Raw genomic sequence first — 15,821 nt, forward strand, 5'->3', positions numbered from 1 at the left:
CTTCTCGCACCGACGGCGAACAGCTATTTCTCCGCCGCGCCCGCATCCGACCGACACCGGTGTCGTTGGCACATACGTGCACTCATACGACTCCTCCCACCAGCGCCCGAGCCCGATCCCTGCCATGCGGCCCTCGCAGGAGCCATCGGGCGGTGAGTCCCACACCCCGATCTACGACGCGCTGTACTCCGAGTACCGCCGTTCGTTCCGGGCGCTGCCGGGTGACCGGAGCGGCGAGGAGAATCTCGGCTTCATTGCCTTCGGCACAAGTCTCTTCGGCAGCCGCCTGCCGCTGAGCGGCCACTCCGCCGGTTTCTCCACCGGTCTCGCCGTGGCGGGCGGTGCCACGGGACACGGCACCGGTGCCGGCTCCGGCGGCCTCGGTTCCTGGCACCGGGTGGGCCGGCACTCCGGGCGCACCCAGCCGGCGGCCCTGCCCCCGGGTTCGCGGGGCGCCTGACGTCACGTTCGCGGGCACCCGACCGCACGAAGGAGCCCCGGGCCGTCTCTCGTCCGAGACGGCCCGGGGCTCCTTCGTGCGTCCGTGCGTGCTACTTGTTGCGGCCGCGCTTCTCGCGGACCCGCACCGAGATGTGGATCGGGGTGCCCTCGAAGCCGAACTCCTCGCGCAGCCGGCGCTCGACGAACCGCCGGTAGCCGTGCTCCAGGAAGCCCGAGGCGAACAGCACGAAGCGCGGCGGCTTGGTGCCGGCCTGGGTGCCGAAGAGGATCCGGGGCTGCTTGCCGCCGCGGACGGGGTGCGGGTGGGAGGCGACGATCTCACCGAGGAAGGCGTTCAGCCGGCCGGTGGGGACGCGGGTCTCCCAGCTGGCGAGGGCGGTCTCGATGGCCGGGACGAGCTTCTCCATGTGCCGGCCGGTGACGGCCGAGACGTTGACCCGAGGGGCCCACGCGATCTGCGCGAGCTCCGTCTCGATCTCCCGCTCCAGGTAGTAGCGGCGCTCCTCGTCGAGCTTGTCCCACTTGTTGTACGCGATGACCAGGGCGCGCCCGGCCTCCACTGCCATGGTGATGATGCGCTGGTCCTGGACGCTGATGGACTCGCCCGCGTCGATCAGGACGACGGCGACCTCGGCCTTCTCCACGGCGGCGGCGGTACGCAGCGAGGCGTAGTAGTCCGCGCCCTCCTGGAGGTGGACGCGGCGGCGGATACCGGCCGTGTCGATGAACTTCCAGGTGATGCCGCCGAGCTCGATCAGCTCGTCGACCGGGTCACGGGTGGTGCCGGCCAGCTCGTTGACGACGACGCGGTCCTCGTTGGCGACCTTGTTCAGCAGCGAGGACTTGCCGACGTTCGGACGGCCGATGAGCGCGATCCGGCGCGGGCCGCCGATCGCGGTGCCGAAGCGCTGCGCCGGTGCCTCGGGAAGCGCTTCGAGTACGGCGTCGAGCAGGTCGCCGGTGCCGCGGCCGTGCAGCGAGGAGACGGGGTGCGGCTCGCCGAGACCCAGCGACCACAGGGCGGTGGCGTCCGCCTCGCCGCTCTGTCCGTCGACCTTGTTGGCGCAGAGCACTACGGGCTTGCCGGCCCGGCGCAGCAGCTTGACGACGGCCTCGTCGGTGTCGGTCGCGCCGACCGTCGAGTCGACCACGAAGACGACCGCGTCGGACGCCTCGATGGCGTACTCGGCCTGGGCGGCGACGGAGGCGTCGATGCCCAGCACGTCCTGCTCCCAGCCGCCGGTGTCGACGACCTTGAAGCGGCGGCCCGCCCACTCGGCCTCGTAGGTGACGCGGTCGCGGGTGACGCCGGGCTTGTCCTCGACGACGGCCTCGCGGCGGCCGATGATCCGGTTCACCAGCGTCGACTTGCCGACGTTGGGGCGGCCGACGACGGCGAGCACGGGCAGCGGTCCGTGACCGGCCTCGTCGATGGCGCCCTCGACCTCTTCGAGGTCGAAGCCCTCCTCCGCGGCGAGCTCCATGAACTCCGCGTACTCGGCGTCGCCAAGCGCTCCGTGCTCGTGGTCCGAGCCGTCGGAGTGAATCTGGTCGTTCATGAAGTCCGTTCCTCTTTGCATCATCATCGATGGGCCACGACTGCGAGGCCCACTACTCAAGTCTTACCTAGCGCCCGGTGAAACGCCTGGCCTCGTCCAGGTGGGCGGTCAGCCGCGCCTGGATCCGTACCGTCGCCTCGTCCAGCGCCTTGCGCGTACGCCGACCGCTTCCGTCGCCCGCCTCGAAGGCGTCGCCGAAGACGACGTCCACCCGGCTGCGCAACGGCGGCAGTGCCGATATCAACCGTCCGCGGCGCTCGGTGCTTCCCAGGACGGCCACGGGCACGATCGGCGCCCCGCTGCGTACCGCGAAGTACGCGAGCCCGGCACGCAGGGAGGCGAAGTCGCCCTCGCCCCTGGTGCCCTCGGGAAAGATCCCGAGCGCCCCGCCCTCGTCCAGCACGCCGAGGGCGTGGGTGATGGCGGTGCGGTCGACGGTCGTACGGTCCACCTTCAGCTGACCGATTCCACGCAGGAACGGGTCGAGCGGGCCGACGAACGCCTCCTTCTTGATCAGGAAGTGGACGGGCCGGGGCGCGGTGCCCATCAGCATCGGACCGTCGATGTTGTGCGAGTGGTTCACCGCGAGTATGACTGGTCCGGAGGCGGGGACCCGCCACGCGCCGAGGACGCGGGGCTTCCACAGCCCGTACATCAGCCCGATGCCGATCCCGCGCCCGACCGTCGCTCCGCGCGGCGAGGGGCGGCCCGTGGCCTGGGTCACTTCGTGGCCCGCTTCTCCTCGACGAGGGTGACGACACACTCGATGACCTGCTGAAGGGTCAGCTCGGTGGTGTCCACCTCGACGGCGTCGTCCGCCTTGGCGAGCGGGGAGGTCTTGCGGCCGGAGTCGGCCGCGTCCCGCTTGATCAGCGCTTCCTTGGTGGCGGCGAGGTCGGAGCCCTTGACCTCGCCGCTGCGCCGGGCGGCGCGGGCCTCCGGGGAGGCGGTGAGGAAGATCTTCAGGTCGGCGTCGGGCAGCACCGTGGTGCCGATGTCGCGGCCCTCGACGACTATGCCCCGCTCGGCCGCGGCGGCGATGGTGCGCTGCAGCTCGGTGATCCGGGTGCGCACCTCGGGGACGGCGCTGACGGCGCTGACCCTGGAGGTGACCTCCTGGGTGCGGATCGGGCCCGAGGCGTCCTCGCCGTCGACGGTGATCGTCGGGGCGGCCGGGTCCGTGCCGGAGACGATGACCGGCTTGGCGGCCGCGGTCGCCACCTCCATCGCGTCCTGGACGTCGATGCCGTTGTTCAGCATCCACCAGGTGATCGCCCGGTACTGGGCGCCGGTGTCCAGGTAGCTCAGGCCGAGCTGCGCGGCGACGGCCTTGGACGTGCTCGACTTGCCGGTGCCGGAGGGCCCGTCGATGGCGACGATCACTGCGGCCGGGGCCGTACGGGTTTCCACGGTGGTGGACACCTTCCTGGTACACGGGGTGGGCGGGACGGGGGCGTGCGCGAACCCGCCCCGCACAAGGTTACCGAGTGTCGGGGCCGGCCTCCGCACCCCTGTGGACAACTGCCTCCCGGTCCCGCCGCGCCCCTGCCCTACTGCCGTATCGACCAGCCGCGCTCGCGCAGTGCCGCGCTCAGTGCGGGGACCGCGCTCGGCTCGACCATCAGCTGGACCAGACCGGCCTGCTGCCCGGTGGCGTGCTCGATGCGCACGTCCTCGACGTTGACCCCGGCCCGTCCGGCGTCGGCGAAGATCCTGGCCAGTTCGCCCGGCCGGTCGCTGATCAGCACGGACACCATCTCGTACGCGGTGGGGGCGGTCCCGTGCTTGCCGGGAACCCTGACCCGGCCGGCGTTGCCGCGGCGCAGGACGTCCTCGATGCCCTCGGTGCCCTCGCGGCGTTTGTCGTCGTCACCGGACTCCAGGCCGCGCAGCGCCCGTACCGTCTCGTCCAGGTCGGCGGCCACCCCGGCCAGCACGTCGGCGACCGGGCCGGGGTTGGCGGAGAGGATCTCCACCCACATCCGGGGGTCGGAGGCGGCGATCCGGGTGACGTCCCTGATGCCCTGGCCGCAGAGTCGTACGGCGGTCTCGTCGGCCTCCTCCAGGCGGGCGGCGACCATCGACGAGATCAGCTGCGGGGTGTGGGAGACCAGGGCGACGGCCCGGTCGTGCGCGTCGGCGTCCATGACGACCGGGACGGCCCGGCAGAGCGCGACCAGCTCCAGGGCGAGGTTGAGGACCTCGGTGTCGGTGTCACGGGTCGGGGTGAGGACCCAGGGCCGGCCCTCGAACAGGTCCGCGGTGGCGGCGAGGGGGCCCGACCGCTCCTTGCCGGCCATGGGGTGCGTACCGATGTACGGCGTGAGGTCGAGGCCGAGTGCCTCCAGCTCGCGGCGCGGGCCGCCCTTCACGCTGGCGACGTCCAGGTAGCCGCGGGCGATGCCGTCCCGCAGGGCGGTGGCCAGGACCGTGGCCACGTGGGCGGGCGGCACCGCGATGATCGCCAGGTCCACCCGCTCCTCGGGCGCCTCGTCCGTACCGGCGCCCAGCGCGGCGGCGGTACGGGCCGACTGGGGGTCGTGGTCGACGAGGTGGACCCGGATGCCGCGCCCGGCGAGGGCGAGGGCTGCGGACGTGCCGACGAGGCCCGTTCCGATGACGACGGCGGTTCTCACTGGGCGATGTCCTTGCGGAGTGCGGCGGTGGCACCGAGGTACACGTGGGCGATCTCGGACTTGGGAAGGTAGGTCTCGACGTGCGCGAGGACACGCACCACACGGGGCATGGCGCCCACGATGTCCAGCTCCTGGGCGCAGATCAGCGGTACGTCGACGATACCGAGCCCGCGTGCGGCGGCGGCCGGGAAGTCGCTGTGCAGGTCCGGGGTGGCCGTGAACCAGATGCTGATCAGGTCGTCCGCGACGAGGCTGTTGCGTTCGAGAACGGCGGTCAGCAGGGCGCCGACCTGCTCGTCCATGTGCCCGGCCTCGTCCCGCTCCAGCTGGACGGCTCCGCGGACCGCTCGTACCGCCACGTCGTGCTCCTCGGTTCTTCGTGCTCGATCTCTGCACGATCAGCCTAGAGGGGTGGCGGGGTGGGCGGTCCGGGGTGCTCTGTCCGTGAGACGGGGCGGGCACGCGGCTGCGGCCCGGGACCTGCCCGGCACCGATCCACCGGACAGGCCCCGCGCCGCAGGTGCCGTCGGAACCACCGGCTCCGTCAGAGCTGCTGCTCGCGGACCAGGTCCTCGATCGAGCGGCCCTCCGGCACCTCCCCCGACGGGGTCAGTCTGTCGACCGCGGTCGGCAGCGACCGGGCGATCTGGTCGGCCGCCTGTTCCGTGCTGACCCCGGCCTCCTGGGCGACCTTCCGCAGGGTCTCGTCCGGCAGCGCCTGGGCGATCTGGGCGCCGCTGACCGCCTGGTTCTCCCCGGTGCCGACCCAGGACTGCGCCTGGTCGACCAGGCCGGACCTGGTGAGCATCGCGATCAGCCCTTCGAGCGCGCCGCCGCCGCCCGCACCGCTCCGGCCGCCCTGGCCGTCGCCGAGCGCGCCCAGCAGCGCGCCGAGTATGTTCCCCGCGCCGCCGCTCCGGTCGCTGCCGCCCAGCAAGCCGCCGAGCAGGCTGCCGAGATCGTTTCCTGCCATGGTTCTTCCTCTCCAGAGGGGATGATTTATCGACAATGTCGATCAGAACCCGGGCTTGTGCCACTTGAGCGCGGCACTCCGTGCCAGGGCGGCGACGCCAAAATTCCCGGTGCGCCCCGGCCCCGCTCACGTACCCTCGCCGGCATGATCGTCCCCGGCCCCGAGGCTCTCGTCCGCGACCACACGGTCTACTCCTGTGTGATGGGCTCGCGCGCCTTCGGGCTCGCCACGGAGGAGAGCGACACCGACCGGCGCGGTGTGTTCCTCGCGCCGACCCCGCTGTTCTGGCGGTTCGAGAAGCCGCCGACGCATGTCGACGGCCCGGCGCCGGAGCAGTTCTCCTGGGAGCTGGAGCGCTTCTGCGAGCTGGCACTGCGCGCCAACCCCAATGTGCTGGAGTGCCTGCACTCACCGCTGGTGGAGTACGCCGACGACGTGGGCCGTGAACTCCTCTCCCTGCGCGGCGCGTTCCTGTCCCGGCTGGCCCACCGGACGTTCGTCCGCTACGCGTCGGGGCAGCGCAAGAAGCTGGAGGCGGACGTACGGCAGTACGGGGCGCCGCGGTGGAAGCACGCCATGCATCTGCTGCGGCTCCTGAGCACCGGCCGGGACCTGCTGCGCACCGGCGAGCTCACGATCGAGGTGGGCGCGGCCCGCGACGAACTGCTGGCGGTGAAGCGGGGCGAGGTGCCGTGGGAGGAGGTCGAACGCCGCATGAACCTCCTCACCGAGGAGAGCGAGGAGACCGCGCGGAACTCCCCGCTCCCCCCGGAGCCGGACCGGGCCCGGGTGGAGGACTTCCTGATCCGCACCCGCCGGGCGTCCGTGGACCGGTTCCAGGGCCTGTCCGGCGGATCAGGGCCGGTCAGGCCCTAGGAGAACCCGCCAGCCGCACCCGCACCACGAGGTCGTGCAGCGCGTCGAACCCGCCGGCCGCCGCGGGAAGCCCCGATTCCGCCTGGGCCTCGTCCAGCACCCCGTGCAGCGCCTCGACGTCCCGCGACACCACCGCACCGTCCACCTCCCCCGCTCCCCCGTGCTCCGCCTCGGCCTTCGCCTCGATCAGCTCGGGCAGGTACGCGGGCGCCGTCACCTCTCCGAGAAGGGTCGGCAGATGGGCCCGCACCTCACCGCTGCGCATCAGGTGGATCCCGGTGAGCAGCGCCCGGAACGTGTACAGCAGCGGCTTCAGTTCACCGGTCTTCCCGAAAAGCCGCCACTGGGTGCCCGCGAACCCCCGGTAGTGGTGGGCGTGGTTGCGGGTGACCACGCCCGGCGCCAGCTCCACCAGTTCCGCGTGCGGCTCGCTGGTGTGCACGACCAGCGGCGAGAGCAGCTGTTCCAGCACGTAGCCGTTGGGCTTCAGCATCAGCCGGACGAACTTCCGCAGGTCGTGCGTGACGAGATCCATCTCGACCCCGTCCCGGTCCCACATCCGCGAGCGCGTCTCCTGGGCCTCGCGCAGTCCCACGAGATCCTCCGCCGGCAGGAGATGGACCCCCCGAAGGTCCACATCCGAGTCCTTGGAGGGGAACCCGTACAGATGCGCCCCGGAGACCGTGGCGAAGAGCAGCGGGTGGCGTTCCCCGGCGAGGACCGGGCCGAGGTCGGTGACCGGCAGCCCGGCTTCCCTGAGGTGCTTGGTGTCCATGCGCATGGATCAAGAATCCCAGAGCGCCCCCAGCGAAAGCAGATCGCTTCGGTACTCGATCCGCTCCGCCCACTCCTTGGGCCAGGCCGCCGCCCCCAGGTGCGCCCCGGCGAACGCGCCGGTGAGGCAGCCGAGGGAGTCCGAGTCGCCCCGGGTGCAGGCGGCTCGGCGGAGTGCGGTGACGGGGTCCTCGGGGAAGAGGAGGAAGCAGTGCAGGGCCGTGGCCAGGGCTTCCTCGGCGATCCAGCCGTCGCCGGTGAGCTCGCAGGGGTCGGTCTCCGGGGACGGGTTGCGCAGCGCGTCCTGGACGCGGGCCAGGGCGGTGAGGCATTCGTCCCAGCCGCGCTGGATGTACAGCTCGGGCGAGGAGTCGCCCGCGTACCGCCAGAGGTCGCCGAGCCAGCGGGTGAGGTAGCGGCCGCTGTTCTCGTACGCGTAACTGCGCAACTGGCCGATCAGGCCCATGGGTTCCGCCCCCTGCGCCAGCAGGTACACGGCGCGGGCCGTCAGGTCGGACGCGGCGAGCGCGGTCGGGTGCCCGTGGGTGAGGGCCGCCTGCAACTGGGCGGCGCCGGAACGCTGTTCCTCGCTGAGTCCGGGGACGAGTCCGATCGGCGCGACCCGCATGTTGGCGCCGCAGCCCTTGGAGCCGGTCTGGCTGGCCTCCTGCCAGAGCCGGTCGCTGTCCAGCAGCCGGCAGGCGGTCATGCAGGTGCGGCCGGGGGCGCGGTTGTTGTCGGGCGAGTGGTACCAGTCGACGAACTCCTCGCGCACCGGGCGGGTCAGCCGCAGCGGGGTGAGCAGCCCGCGGTCCATGGCGGTGCGGATGCCCCGCCCCAGAGCCAGCGTCATCTGGGTGTCGTCGGTGACATGCGCCGGCTTCGGCAGCCGCATCGTGCGCCACGGCCCGCACTTGGCGAGGATCGACGGGACGTTGTTGAACTCGGTCGGGAAGCCCAGTGCGTCGCCGAGCGCGAGCCCGGTCAGCGCGCCGGTGGCGGCCTGCTTGGTGATGGTCCTGGTCACGATCACGTGCTTCTTCCTTCCGGTCTCAGCAGTGGTGGGTGCAGGGCGGTAGCGGCACCCGCCCGGTAGAGCGCGGCCGGTTTCCCCCGTCCGCCGGTGCGGCGCGGCGATCCCTCCACGGCCTGGACGAAGCCGGGCGTGGTGAGGACCTTGCGCCGGAAGTTGGGCCGGTCCAGCTCGACGCCCCAGACCGTCTCGTACACCTGCTGGAGTTCCCCCAGGGTGAATTCGGGCGGGCAGAAGGCGGTGGCCAGACAGCTGTATTCGAGCTTGGCGCCGATCCGGTCGTGCGCGTCGGCGAGGATCCGGTCGTGGTCGAAGGCGAGCGGGCCGAGCGCCCCGGCGTCCCACCACTGGGCGCTGGCCGCGTCGCCGCCGCCGCGCGGTTCGGGCAGGTCGGGTACGAGTGCGGCATAGGCGACCGAGACGACCCGCATCCTGGGGTCGCGGTCCGGATCGCTGTAGGTACGCAGCTGTTCCAGGTGGAGGGCGCTGACGGTGCCCTCGGTCAGTCCGGTCTCCTCGGCGAGTTCCCGGCGGGCGGCGGACTCGGCGGACTCCCGCGGCAGCACGAAGCCGCCGGGCAGCGCCCAGTGCCCCTTGTACGGGTCCTCGCCCCGTTCGACGAGCAGGACGTGCAGCCGGCCGTCGCGGACCGTGAAGACGGCGAGGTCGACGGTGACCGCGAAGGGTTCGAAGGCGTGCGGGTCGTAGCCTTCGGGGGCTTCGGGGCTCATCGGTGCTCCGGCAGGGGCGCGGCGAAGTTCCAGCTGTCGGCGAGCAGTACGTCCACGGCGGCGACCGCGGTGGCCAGGCGTTCCTGACGGCCTCCGGTGAGCTCGATGAAATCCCTTCCGGTACGGGTGAGTTCGGCCCGGAAGCGGTCGGTCATCCAGGGCCGCAGCTCCTCGCCGTCGCGCAGTCCGTCGTCCTCGAAGGCGACGCCCTCGTGGTCGGTGAGCAGCCACAGGTGGTGGGCGGCCCGGTCCGCGGTCTCCTCGACGAGCGGGTTGCGTCCGCCGATGTACCGCTCGTGCCAGACGGTGGTGGCGAAGGAGTCGGTGTCGCAGAAGAGCACCGGCGACCCGGTGCGTGCGGCGGCCTCCTCCCTGTCGTTCTGGGTCCGGGCGATCAGCGGGAAGTCGTCGGTGGTGAAGCTGACGTCCTCCCACTGGGCCCCGGGCCACCGCTCGCGCAGGGCGGCCAGCTTCTGTTCGCTGAACTCCCGCCCGTACTCGGCGACGTACCCGGTCCGCGCCCAGACGCCGCCGCGCGCGCGGTAGTGGTCGGTGAGGGCGCGGGCCACGGTCGTGGTGCCGGTGGATTCCGCGCCGAGGACGACGACCCGGCGGGCGAGGGCGGCCCGTACGGGCGGCTCCAGGAAGTCCCAGCAGCCCACCGGGTCCTTGCGGACGGCGGTGCCGGAGACCGGGAAGACCGTGCGGTCGGGGTCGACGCAGACGGATTCGGCGCCGAACCGGCGGGCGAGTTCGTCCCCGTACGACTCCGAGGTGAAGACGGCGTCCACCGGCTCCGGCACGGCCCCGGTGAAGACGGCCATGTGCGCGTCCCAGATCACCGGGTCTTGGAGGTCCATGCGGATGTCGTCGACGGCGCCGACGACCCTTACACCCGGGTGCACCTCCCGCATCCAGGCAACCCGGTCGGCGAGCGGCACGGACTCGACGGAGGCGGCGCAGACCAGGACGGTCAGCCGCTCGCAGCGGTCCTGCGCGGTGCGGACGAGGTGGTGGTGGCCGGCGTGCGGCGGGTAGAACTTGCCTAGTACCAGCCCGTGCCCGAAGCGCTTCACGCCGCCACCTCCGCCAACTGCCGCCGCTGTCCGGCGAGATCACGCCTCCAGTTGCGCAGGCCGAGCAGGCAGAGCGTCAGGAAGCCGATGTACAGCAGCGAGGTCAGATAGAGCTCCTTGTACGCGTACAGCGGGATGTACACCACATCGGCGGCGATCCAGAGCCACCAGGACTCGACGAGCTTGCGGCACTGCCCGTACGTAGCCGTCAGGGACAGCGCGGTCGTCAGGGCGTCCCAGAAGGGCACGGTCGAGTCGGTGGCGTGGTCGAGCAGGACGGTGAGGGCGACGGCCCCCACCGCCCCCGCCGCGAGCAGCCAGGTCCATTCGGTGCGCGTGGTGCGCCGCACCGGCAGGTCCGGTGAGCCCGGTCCACCCCCGTGGGTCCAGGTCCACCAGCCGTACGCGGCAAGGGCGATGAAGACGATCTGGAGGCCGGCGTCGGCGTACAGACCGGACTGGGCGAACAGCAGGATGAAGAAGAGGTTGTTGGCGATGCCGATCGGCCAGTTGGCGAGGTGCTGGCGGGCCACGAGCCATACGCACAGCGCCCCGCTGCCGAAGCCGAGCACCTCGGTCCAGCTGACCGGGGTGTCGAGCACCGTCACCAGGGGCTGCTGCAGGGGATCGAGGAAATCCGCGAGACTCACGCCCGCCTCCTTCTTAATAGTCACTCTGACTATAAAGGTGGAAGGAGCGCAGGAAAAGGCCCGCGGCCGATTCCTGTTCGAAAATCGAAGTCCGAAAATCGAGGAAGGAACCGGCCGCGGGCCATGGAGAGGACGGAGGAGGGTTACAGACCGACCTCGCGCATCAGCATGCCCACCTCGGTGTTGGTGAGGCGGCGCAGCCAGCCGGACTTCTGGTCGCCCAGCGGGATCGGCCCGAAGGACGTCCGTACGAGCCGCTCGACCGGGAAGCCGGCCTCGGCCAGCATCCGGCGGACGATGTGCTTGCGGCCCTCGTGGAGGGTCACCTCGACCAGGTAGTTCTTGCCGGTGTTCTCGACGACCCGGAAGTGGTCGGCGCGGGCGTACCCGTCCTCCAGCTGGATGCCGTCCTTGAGCCGCTTGCCCAGGTCGCGCGGGAGCGGTCCCTGGATGGCGGCCAGATAGGTCTTCTTCACCCCGTACTTGGGGTGGGTCAGGCGGTGGGCCAGCTCACCGTGGTTGGTGAGCATGATGATGCCCTCGGTCTCGGTGTCCAGCCGGCCGACGTGGAAGAGCCGCGTCTCACGGTTGGTGACGTAGTCGCCGAGGCACTGGCGGCCGTCCGGGTCCTCCATCGAGGAGACGACACCGGCGGGCTTGTTCAGCGCGAAGAAGAGGTAGGACTGGGCGGCGACGGTCAGACCGTCGACCTTGATCTCGTCCCGGTTCACATCGACGCGCATGCCCTGCTCGACGACGATCTCGCCGTTGACCTCGACGCGGGCCTGCTCGATCAGCTCCTCGCACGCCCGGCGCGAACCCATGCCGGCCCTGGCGAGGACCTTCTGCAGCCGCTCGCCCTCCTGCTCGGCGCCCGGGTGGGTCTTGGGCGTCCGGATGTCGGCCTTGCCCGCGTACCGGTCCCGGTTGCGCTGCTCGATCTTGGCGTCGAGCTCACGCGGACGGGACGGGGCGCCGTACGGGGTACGGCGGCCGCTGCTCCTGGAGCCACCGGTCGCCGCCTTCGGGCCGCCCTTGGCGCCGCCGCGGGCCGCCGCGCCGCGGCCCTTGCGGGTGCCGCCGTCGCCGCCCGGCTTGTCGTTGCCCACGTCGTAGCGGCGCTCCTCGGGGCGGGGCCGGCGGGGGCGCTGCTCCTGCTTGTCGTCACGCTCGGAGCCGGAAACCCGAGGGTTCGGGTTGCTGTTCCTGCCGCTGCCGGTGTTGTTCCTGCCGCCGCTCCTGCCGCCGCCGCTCCTGGCTCCGCCGCCGCTTCCGCTGTTCCTGCCACTGCTTCGCATCAAAAATCCGTCTTGTCGTCTGCGTGAGTATCCGGGGTGTCCGGTGCGTCCGGATCGAACGACGGCACACCCTCTAGCGTCTCAGCCTCGATCGCGTCCGCCTCGGGGAGGAAGGGCGCGAGCTCCGGGAGCTCATCCAGGCCGCGCAGGCCCATCCGCTCCAGAAAGTAGTTCGTCGTCCTGTACAGGATCGCACCTGTTTCGGGTTCCGCGCCCGTTTCCCCCACCAGCCCCCGCTGCAACAGGGTCCGCATGACCCCGTCACAGTTCACGCCGCGGACCGCGGAAACCCTGGAACGGCTGACCGGCTGGCGGTACGCGACCACCGCGAGGGTCTCCAGCGCCGCCTGGGTCAGCCGGGCCTGCTGGCCGTCCAGGACGAAGCCCTCCACGGCCGCCGCGTACTCGGGGCGGGTGTAGAAGCGCCAGCCGCCCGCCACCAGCCTCAGCTCGAAGCCGCGCCGCTGCACGGTGTACTCGTCGGCCAGCTCGCGCAGCGCGTCGGCGACGGCCCTGCGCGGCCGCTCCAGCACCTTGGCGAGGTGCTCCTCGGTGGCGGGCTCGTCGACGACCATGAGGACGGCCTCCAGCGCGGGCCTGAGATCGAGATCCGCGACGGTGGAGCCGGTGTTCTCCTGCTGACTCATGCCTTCACATCCTTCTGGACGTCCTGCGTCTCGGGGTCGAACTCGTCCGTGACGACGGGCCCGGCCCCCTCTCCCCCGGCCCAGCGCACCATCAGCTCCCCGAGCGCCTCGTCCTGGTCGAGCGCGACGGCCTTCTCCCGGTACAGCTCCAGCAGCGCGAGGAACCGGGCGACGACGGTGAGGGTGTCCGGGGCGTCCTCGGTGAGCGTACGGAAGCTGATCTCGCCCGCCTCCCGCAGCCGCGCCACCACGATCCCGGCCTGTTCCCGCACGCTGACCAGCGGCGCGTGGATGTGGTCGACGTACACCTGCGGCTCGGGCCTGGGCTGCATCGCCTTCACGGCCAGCGCGGCAAAGCCTTGTGCCCCGATGCTGATCACGACCTCGGGCAGCAGCTCGGCGTGGTGCGGCTCCAGCCCGACGGTCCGGGGGAAGCGCCGCCCCTCGGACGCCAGCCGCTCGCTGAGGATCTCCGCGATGCGTTTGTACGCGCGGTATTGGAGCAGCCGGGCGAAGAGCAGGTCCCGCGCTTCGAGCAGCGCCAGGTCCGCCTCGTCCTCCACCTCGGCGGCGGGCAGCAGCCGGGCCGCCTTCAGATCGAGCAGGGTCGCGGCGACGACGAGGAACTCGGTGGTCTGGTCCAGGTCCCAGTCCGGCCCCATGGCACGGATGTGCGCCATGAACTCGTCGGTGACCTTCGACAGCGCGACTTCGGTCACATCGAGCTTGTGCTTGGCGATGAGCTGGAGGAGGAGGTCGAACGGCCCTTCGAAGTTCGCCAGCCGGACGGTGAACCGCCCGTCGCCGGCGGGCCCGGGGGACCCGGGAGGCTCGGTGGGCCCGGGGTCCGCATCAGGCACCTCGGGCACTTCATGCGCCTCGGTCGCGGGCGGTACCTCCGGCGTTGCGGCTTCGGGCGCGGGCGGTGCAGGGGCCTGCGCCCCGGCCGTCCCGCCGCCCACCGGCTCCGGCACGCTCGCGCCGCCCGGACCGCGCCCCAGGGGGCGGCGTGGGGTGCGGGCGGGCTCGTCGGTCGTCGGCATGGAATTCCAGAGGCAGCGGGATACGGACGGCGGGCCGTGGCCCGTACGGAAGGGGCCCGCCGCTCGTCCGGCGGCCGCCCACCGGCAGGCTACCGGCCGCCGCACCGGTCAGCGGCCGCGCAGCCGCCGTACGAGGATGCTCGCGTCGCCCCGCGACTCCAGATCCGCGAGCACCACCGCGACCGCCTCACGGACGATCCGCCCGCGGTCGACGGCGAGCCCGTGCTCCCCGCGCAGCACGAGACGGGCGTGCTCCAGGTCCATCAGTTCCTCGGCCGAGACGTAGACGGTGATCTTCTCGTCGTGGCGCTCGCGGCCGCTGGGCCTCCGGTTCGCCCCGCGCCCGCCTCCGCGCCTGCGCTGCTGCTGGACGGCAGGGGCGGGAACCGCCTCCTGCGTGGACGAGGACGCGGCGGACGGGGGTGCGGCCGCCGGTACGGACTGCTGGGGCCTGCGGCCCGCCTGTGCGGCCACCGCGACCCGGTCGACGTCGCGGCTGCGCGACTCCCCCGCGTCGGCGTCCGCCGCGGAGTGCTCCTCGCGCGAGGAGCCGTCGGCGTCCTGCGCCGCTTCCGTGCCGGATCCGTCCGCCCCGGAATCGTTCTCCCCGGCCGGACCGGGCACCCGGGCCTCACCGTTCGCCTTGCGTCGCCGGTCCGCGGGGGACGAGGCCTGGAGCCCCATTCCTCCGGTGGTACGGAACAGTTCGTCGGCCCCGGGCAGACTCACTCGGCGTGACACCGGGCGAGCACCTCCCTGGCGAGCTGGCGATAGGCGGCGGCACCGACCGAGTTGGAGGCGTACGTGGTGATGGGCTCACCGGCGACGGTGGTCTCCGGGAAGCGCACGGTGCGCCCGATGACCGTGTGGTAGACGTGGTCGTCGAATGCCTCTACGACGCGCGCGAGGACCTCACGGCTGTGCACCGTACGGGAGTCGTACATGGTGGCGAGGATGCCGTCGAGCTCCAGATCGGGGTTGAGGCGCTCCTGGACCTTCTCGATGGTCTCGGTGAGCAACGCCACACCACGCAGCGCGAAGAATTCGCACTCGAGCGGCACTATGACCTTGTGGGCGGCCGTGAGGGCGTTCACCGTGAGCAGGCCGAGCGACGGCTGGCAGTCGATCACGATGTAGTCGTAATCGGCCATCAGCGGCTTCAGGGCGCGCTGCAGCGTGGACTCCCGGGCGACCTCGCTCACCAGTTGCACCTCGGCGGCCGACAGGTCGATGTTGCTGGGCAGCAGGTCCATGTTCGGGACCGCGGTCTTCAGCAGGACCTCGTCGGCAGACATGCCCCGCTCCATGAGCAGGTTGTAGACCGTGAGGTCGAGCTCCATCGGGTTGACGCCGAGCCCGACCGACAGGGCACCCTGCGGGTCGAAGTCGACGAGCAGGACGCGTCGTCCGTACTCCGCGAGTGCGGCGCCCAGGTTGATGGTCGACGTGGTCTTGCCGACGCCGCCCTTCTGGTTGCACATCGCGATGATCTTCGCGGGGCCGTGATCGGTCAGCGGGCCCGGGATCGGGAAGTAGGGCAGGGGCCGGCCGGTGGGGCCGATCCGCTCGCGGCGCTGGCGGGCAGCGTCGGGCGCGAGGGTGGCCGCGTACTCCGGATCGGGTTCGTACTCGGCGTCGGGGTCGTAGAAGTGCCCCTGGGGCACCTCGTCGAAGTCGGCGAAGTGGGCGGTTTCCCGGCCACTCTCGTTGCCGGCCATGGCGTTCACGTGTAGGCCGTCCATCATCTGGGGGGCTGTCGTCATGTGCTGTTGGGTGGCGAAGGTGCGGACAGCGACGGAGCCGACAGCCTCCAGCCCGTTCGGGCTCTGGCCCCGTGCAGGCATCCCTGGATGAACACCCCCGGGAGTAAATGTCGACTCATTCACAAGTCGTCTTACCTCCTTGGACGTGACCAGGAAACTTATCGATAGGTCAGCGTGGCACCATGCCGACGATTGGCGACTCTATGGCGTGTCACCGCTTCGCAGCAACACAATCCGCCGGACCCGGCCCGATGTGTCGGCAATCGAACACGCCCCTGTCAAGGGCGTGCGGCCACCGGG

At 71.5% G+C, this 15,821-nt stretch carries 18 protein-coding genes; 2 read left to right on the top strand and 16 right to left on the bottom strand.

Annotation, left to right across the window (positions count from 1 at the left end; all coding sequences use genetic code 11):
- Positions 1–124: 124 nt before the first annotated feature.
- On the top strand, positions 125–460 hold the full coding sequence (locus ACFYY7_RS28020; protein ID WP_388665567.1) for a hypothetical protein: 336 nt from the start codon (positions 125–127) through the stop codon (positions 458–460).
- Between the two features lie 91 nt (positions 461–551).
- On the opposite strand, the gene der is transcribed toward ACFYY7_RS28020, so the two are convergent.
- From der to ACFYY7_RS28050, 6 genes are all read right to left on the bottom strand, one after another.
- The gene (gene der / locus ACFYY7_RS28025) at positions 552–2,021 is read right to left on the bottom strand and encodes a ribosome biogenesis GTPase Der (RefSeq protein ID WP_072484253.1); all 1,470 of its coding nucleotides are present in this window, start codon (positions 2,019–2,021) and stop codon (positions 552–554) included.
- A 67-nt stretch (positions 2,022–2,088) separates the two neighbouring features.
- Entirely contained in the window at positions 2,089–2,745 is a 657-nt protein-coding gene (locus ACFYY7_RS28030) for a lysophospholipid acyltransferase family protein (RefSeq protein WP_388665569.1), read from the bottom strand.
- Entirely contained in the window at positions 2,742–3,443 is a 702-nt protein-coding gene (gene cmk / locus ACFYY7_RS28035; protein ID WP_356080789.1) for a (d)CMP kinase, read from the bottom strand. The genes ACFYY7_RS28030 and cmk overlap by 4 nt, the downstream gene beginning before the upstream one ends.
- 128 nt (positions 3,444–3,571) lie before the next feature.
- Complete coding sequence (locus ACFYY7_RS28040) at positions 3,572–4,657, bottom strand: prephenate dehydrogenase (RefSeq protein ID WP_266736257.1); 1,086 nt, start codon at positions 4,655–4,657, stop codon at positions 3,572–3,574.
- Complete coding sequence (gene aroH, locus ACFYY7_RS28045) at positions 4,654–5,016, bottom strand: chorismate mutase (RefSeq protein WP_266736258.1); 363 nt, start codon at positions 5,014–5,016, stop codon at positions 4,654–4,656. Before aroH ends, ACFYY7_RS28040 begins: the two co-directional genes overlap by 4 nt.
- A gap of 185 nt (positions 5,017–5,201) precedes the next feature.
- Positions 5,202–5,630: a YidB family protein gene (locus ACFYY7_RS28050; protein WP_388665572.1), complete on the bottom strand. Its 429-nt coding sequence runs from the start codon at positions 5,628–5,630 to the stop codon at positions 5,202–5,204.
- Positions 5,631–5,774: 144 nt separating this feature from the next.
- Between ACFYY7_RS28050 and ACFYY7_RS28055 the strand changes: the two genes are divergently transcribed.
- A complete protein-coding gene (locus tag ACFYY7_RS28055; RefSeq protein WP_388665574.1) occupies positions 5,775–6,506 on the top strand; it encodes a DNA polymerase beta superfamily protein in 732 nt (243 codons plus the stop codon).
- On the opposite strand, the gene ACFYY7_RS28060 is transcribed toward ACFYY7_RS28055, so the two are convergent.
- From ACFYY7_RS28060 to ACFYY7_RS28105, 10 genes are all read right to left on the bottom strand, one after another.
- Positions 6,496–7,287, bottom strand: coding sequence for a DNA polymerase beta superfamily protein (locus ACFYY7_RS28060; RefSeq protein ID WP_388665576.1), 792 nt, complete (start codon positions 7,285–7,287; stop codon positions 6,496–6,498). The genes ACFYY7_RS28055 and ACFYY7_RS28060 overlap by 11 nt on opposite strands.
- Before the next feature lie 3 nt (positions 7,288–7,290).
- The gene (locus ACFYY7_RS28065) at positions 7,291–8,313 is read right to left on the bottom strand and encodes an ADP-ribosylglycohydrolase family protein (RefSeq protein WP_388665578.1); all 1,023 of its coding nucleotides are present in this window, start codon (positions 8,311–8,313) and stop codon (positions 7,291–7,293) included.
- Positions 8,310–9,044 (bottom strand): NUDIX domain-containing protein, encoded by a 735-nt coding sequence (locus ACFYY7_RS28070; protein WP_376623261.1) that lies wholly within the window; start codon positions 9,042–9,044, stop codon positions 8,310–8,312. The genes ACFYY7_RS28065 and ACFYY7_RS28070 overlap by 4 nt, the downstream gene beginning before the upstream one ends.
- A complete protein-coding gene (locus ACFYY7_RS28075; RefSeq protein ID WP_388665580.1) occupies positions 9,041–10,120 on the bottom strand; it encodes an AAA family ATPase in 1,080 nt (359 codons plus the stop codon). The genes ACFYY7_RS28070 and ACFYY7_RS28075 overlap by 4 nt, the downstream gene beginning before the upstream one ends.
- Positions 10,117–10,770: a nicotinamide riboside transporter PnuC gene (gene pnuC / locus ACFYY7_RS28080; RefSeq protein ID WP_388665582.1), complete on the bottom strand. Its 654-nt coding sequence runs from the start codon at positions 10,768–10,770 to the stop codon at positions 10,117–10,119. Before pnuC ends, ACFYY7_RS28075 begins: the two co-directional genes overlap by 4 nt.
- A gap of 143 nt (positions 10,771–10,913) precedes the next feature.
- On the bottom strand, positions 10,914–12,068 hold the full coding sequence (locus tag ACFYY7_RS28085) for a pseudouridine synthase (protein ID WP_388665584.1): 1,155 nt from the start codon (positions 12,066–12,068) through the stop codon (positions 10,914–10,916).
- Complete coding sequence (scpB, locus tag ACFYY7_RS28090) at positions 12,068–12,715, bottom strand: SMC-Scp complex subunit ScpB (protein ID WP_388665585.1); 648 nt, start codon at positions 12,713–12,715, stop codon at positions 12,068–12,070. Before scpB ends, ACFYY7_RS28085 begins: the two co-directional genes overlap by 1 nt.
- Positions 12,712–13,758 carry a segregation and condensation protein A gene (locus ACFYY7_RS28095; protein WP_388665587.1) on the bottom strand — a complete coding sequence of 349 codons (1,047 nt, stop codon included), beginning with the start codon at positions 13,756–13,758 and terminating at the stop codon, positions 12,712–12,714. The genes scpB and ACFYY7_RS28095 overlap by 4 nt, the downstream gene beginning before the upstream one ends.
- A 108-nt stretch (positions 13,759–13,866) precedes the next feature.
- Positions 13,867–14,487: a hypothetical protein gene (locus ACFYY7_RS28100; RefSeq protein ID WP_388665636.1), complete on the bottom strand. Its 621-nt coding sequence runs from the start codon at positions 14,485–14,487 to the stop codon at positions 13,867–13,869.
- Positions 14,484–15,602, bottom strand: coding sequence for a ParA family protein (locus tag ACFYY7_RS28105; protein ID WP_266736277.1), 1,119 nt, complete (start codon positions 15,600–15,602; stop codon positions 14,484–14,486). The genes ACFYY7_RS28100 and ACFYY7_RS28105 overlap by 4 nt, the downstream gene beginning before the upstream one ends.
- Between the last annotated feature and the right edge of the window lie 219 nt (positions 15,603–15,821).

This window comes from Streptomyces sp. NPDC001933 (assembly GCF_042890955.1).
In the GTDB taxonomy this organism is placed as follows: domain Bacteria; phylum Actinomycetota; class Actinomycetes; order Streptomycetales; family Streptomycetaceae; genus Streptomyces.

Excerpts from the sequence above, each read along its gene's own strand:
- ACFYY7_RS28020 (WP_388665567.1), top strand. The coding sequence starts at position 125 with ATGCGGCCCTCGCAGGAGCCATCGGGCGGTGAGTCCCACACCCCGATC.
- der (WP_072484253.1), bottom strand. The coding sequence starts at position 2,021 with ATGAACGACCAGATTCACTCCGACGGCTCGGACCACGAGCACGGAGCG.
- ACFYY7_RS28050 (WP_388665572.1), bottom strand. The coding sequence starts at position 5,630 with ATGGCAGGAAACGATCTCGGCAGCCTGCTCGGCGGCTTGCTGGGCGGC.
- ACFYY7_RS28055 (WP_388665574.1), top strand. The coding sequence starts at position 5,775 with ATGATCGTCCCCGGCCCCGAGGCTCTCGTCCGCGACCACACGGTCTAC.
- ACFYY7_RS28060 (WP_388665576.1), bottom strand. The coding sequence starts at position 7,287 with ATGCGCATGGACACCAAGCACCTCAGGGAAGCCGGGCTGCCGGTCACC.
- ACFYY7_RS28070 (WP_376623261.1), bottom strand. The coding sequence starts at position 9,044 with ATGAGCCCCGAAGCCCCCGAAGGCTACGACCCGCACGCCTTCGAACCC.
- ACFYY7_RS28085 (WP_388665584.1), bottom strand. The coding sequence starts at position 12,068 with ATGCGAAGCAGTGGCAGGAACAGCGGAAGCGGCGGCGGAGCCAGGAGC.
- scpB (WP_388665585.1), bottom strand. The coding sequence starts at position 12,715 with ATGAGTCAGCAGGAGAACACCGGCTCCACCGTCGCGGATCTCGATCTC.
- ACFYY7_RS28095 (WP_388665587.1), bottom strand. The coding sequence starts at position 13,758 with ATGCCGACGACCGACGAGCCCGCCCGCACCCCACGCCGCCCCCTGGGG.
- ACFYY7_RS28105 (WP_266736277.1), bottom strand. The coding sequence starts at position 15,602 with ATGCCTGCACGGGGCCAGAGCCCGAACGGGCTGGAGGCTGTCGGCTCC.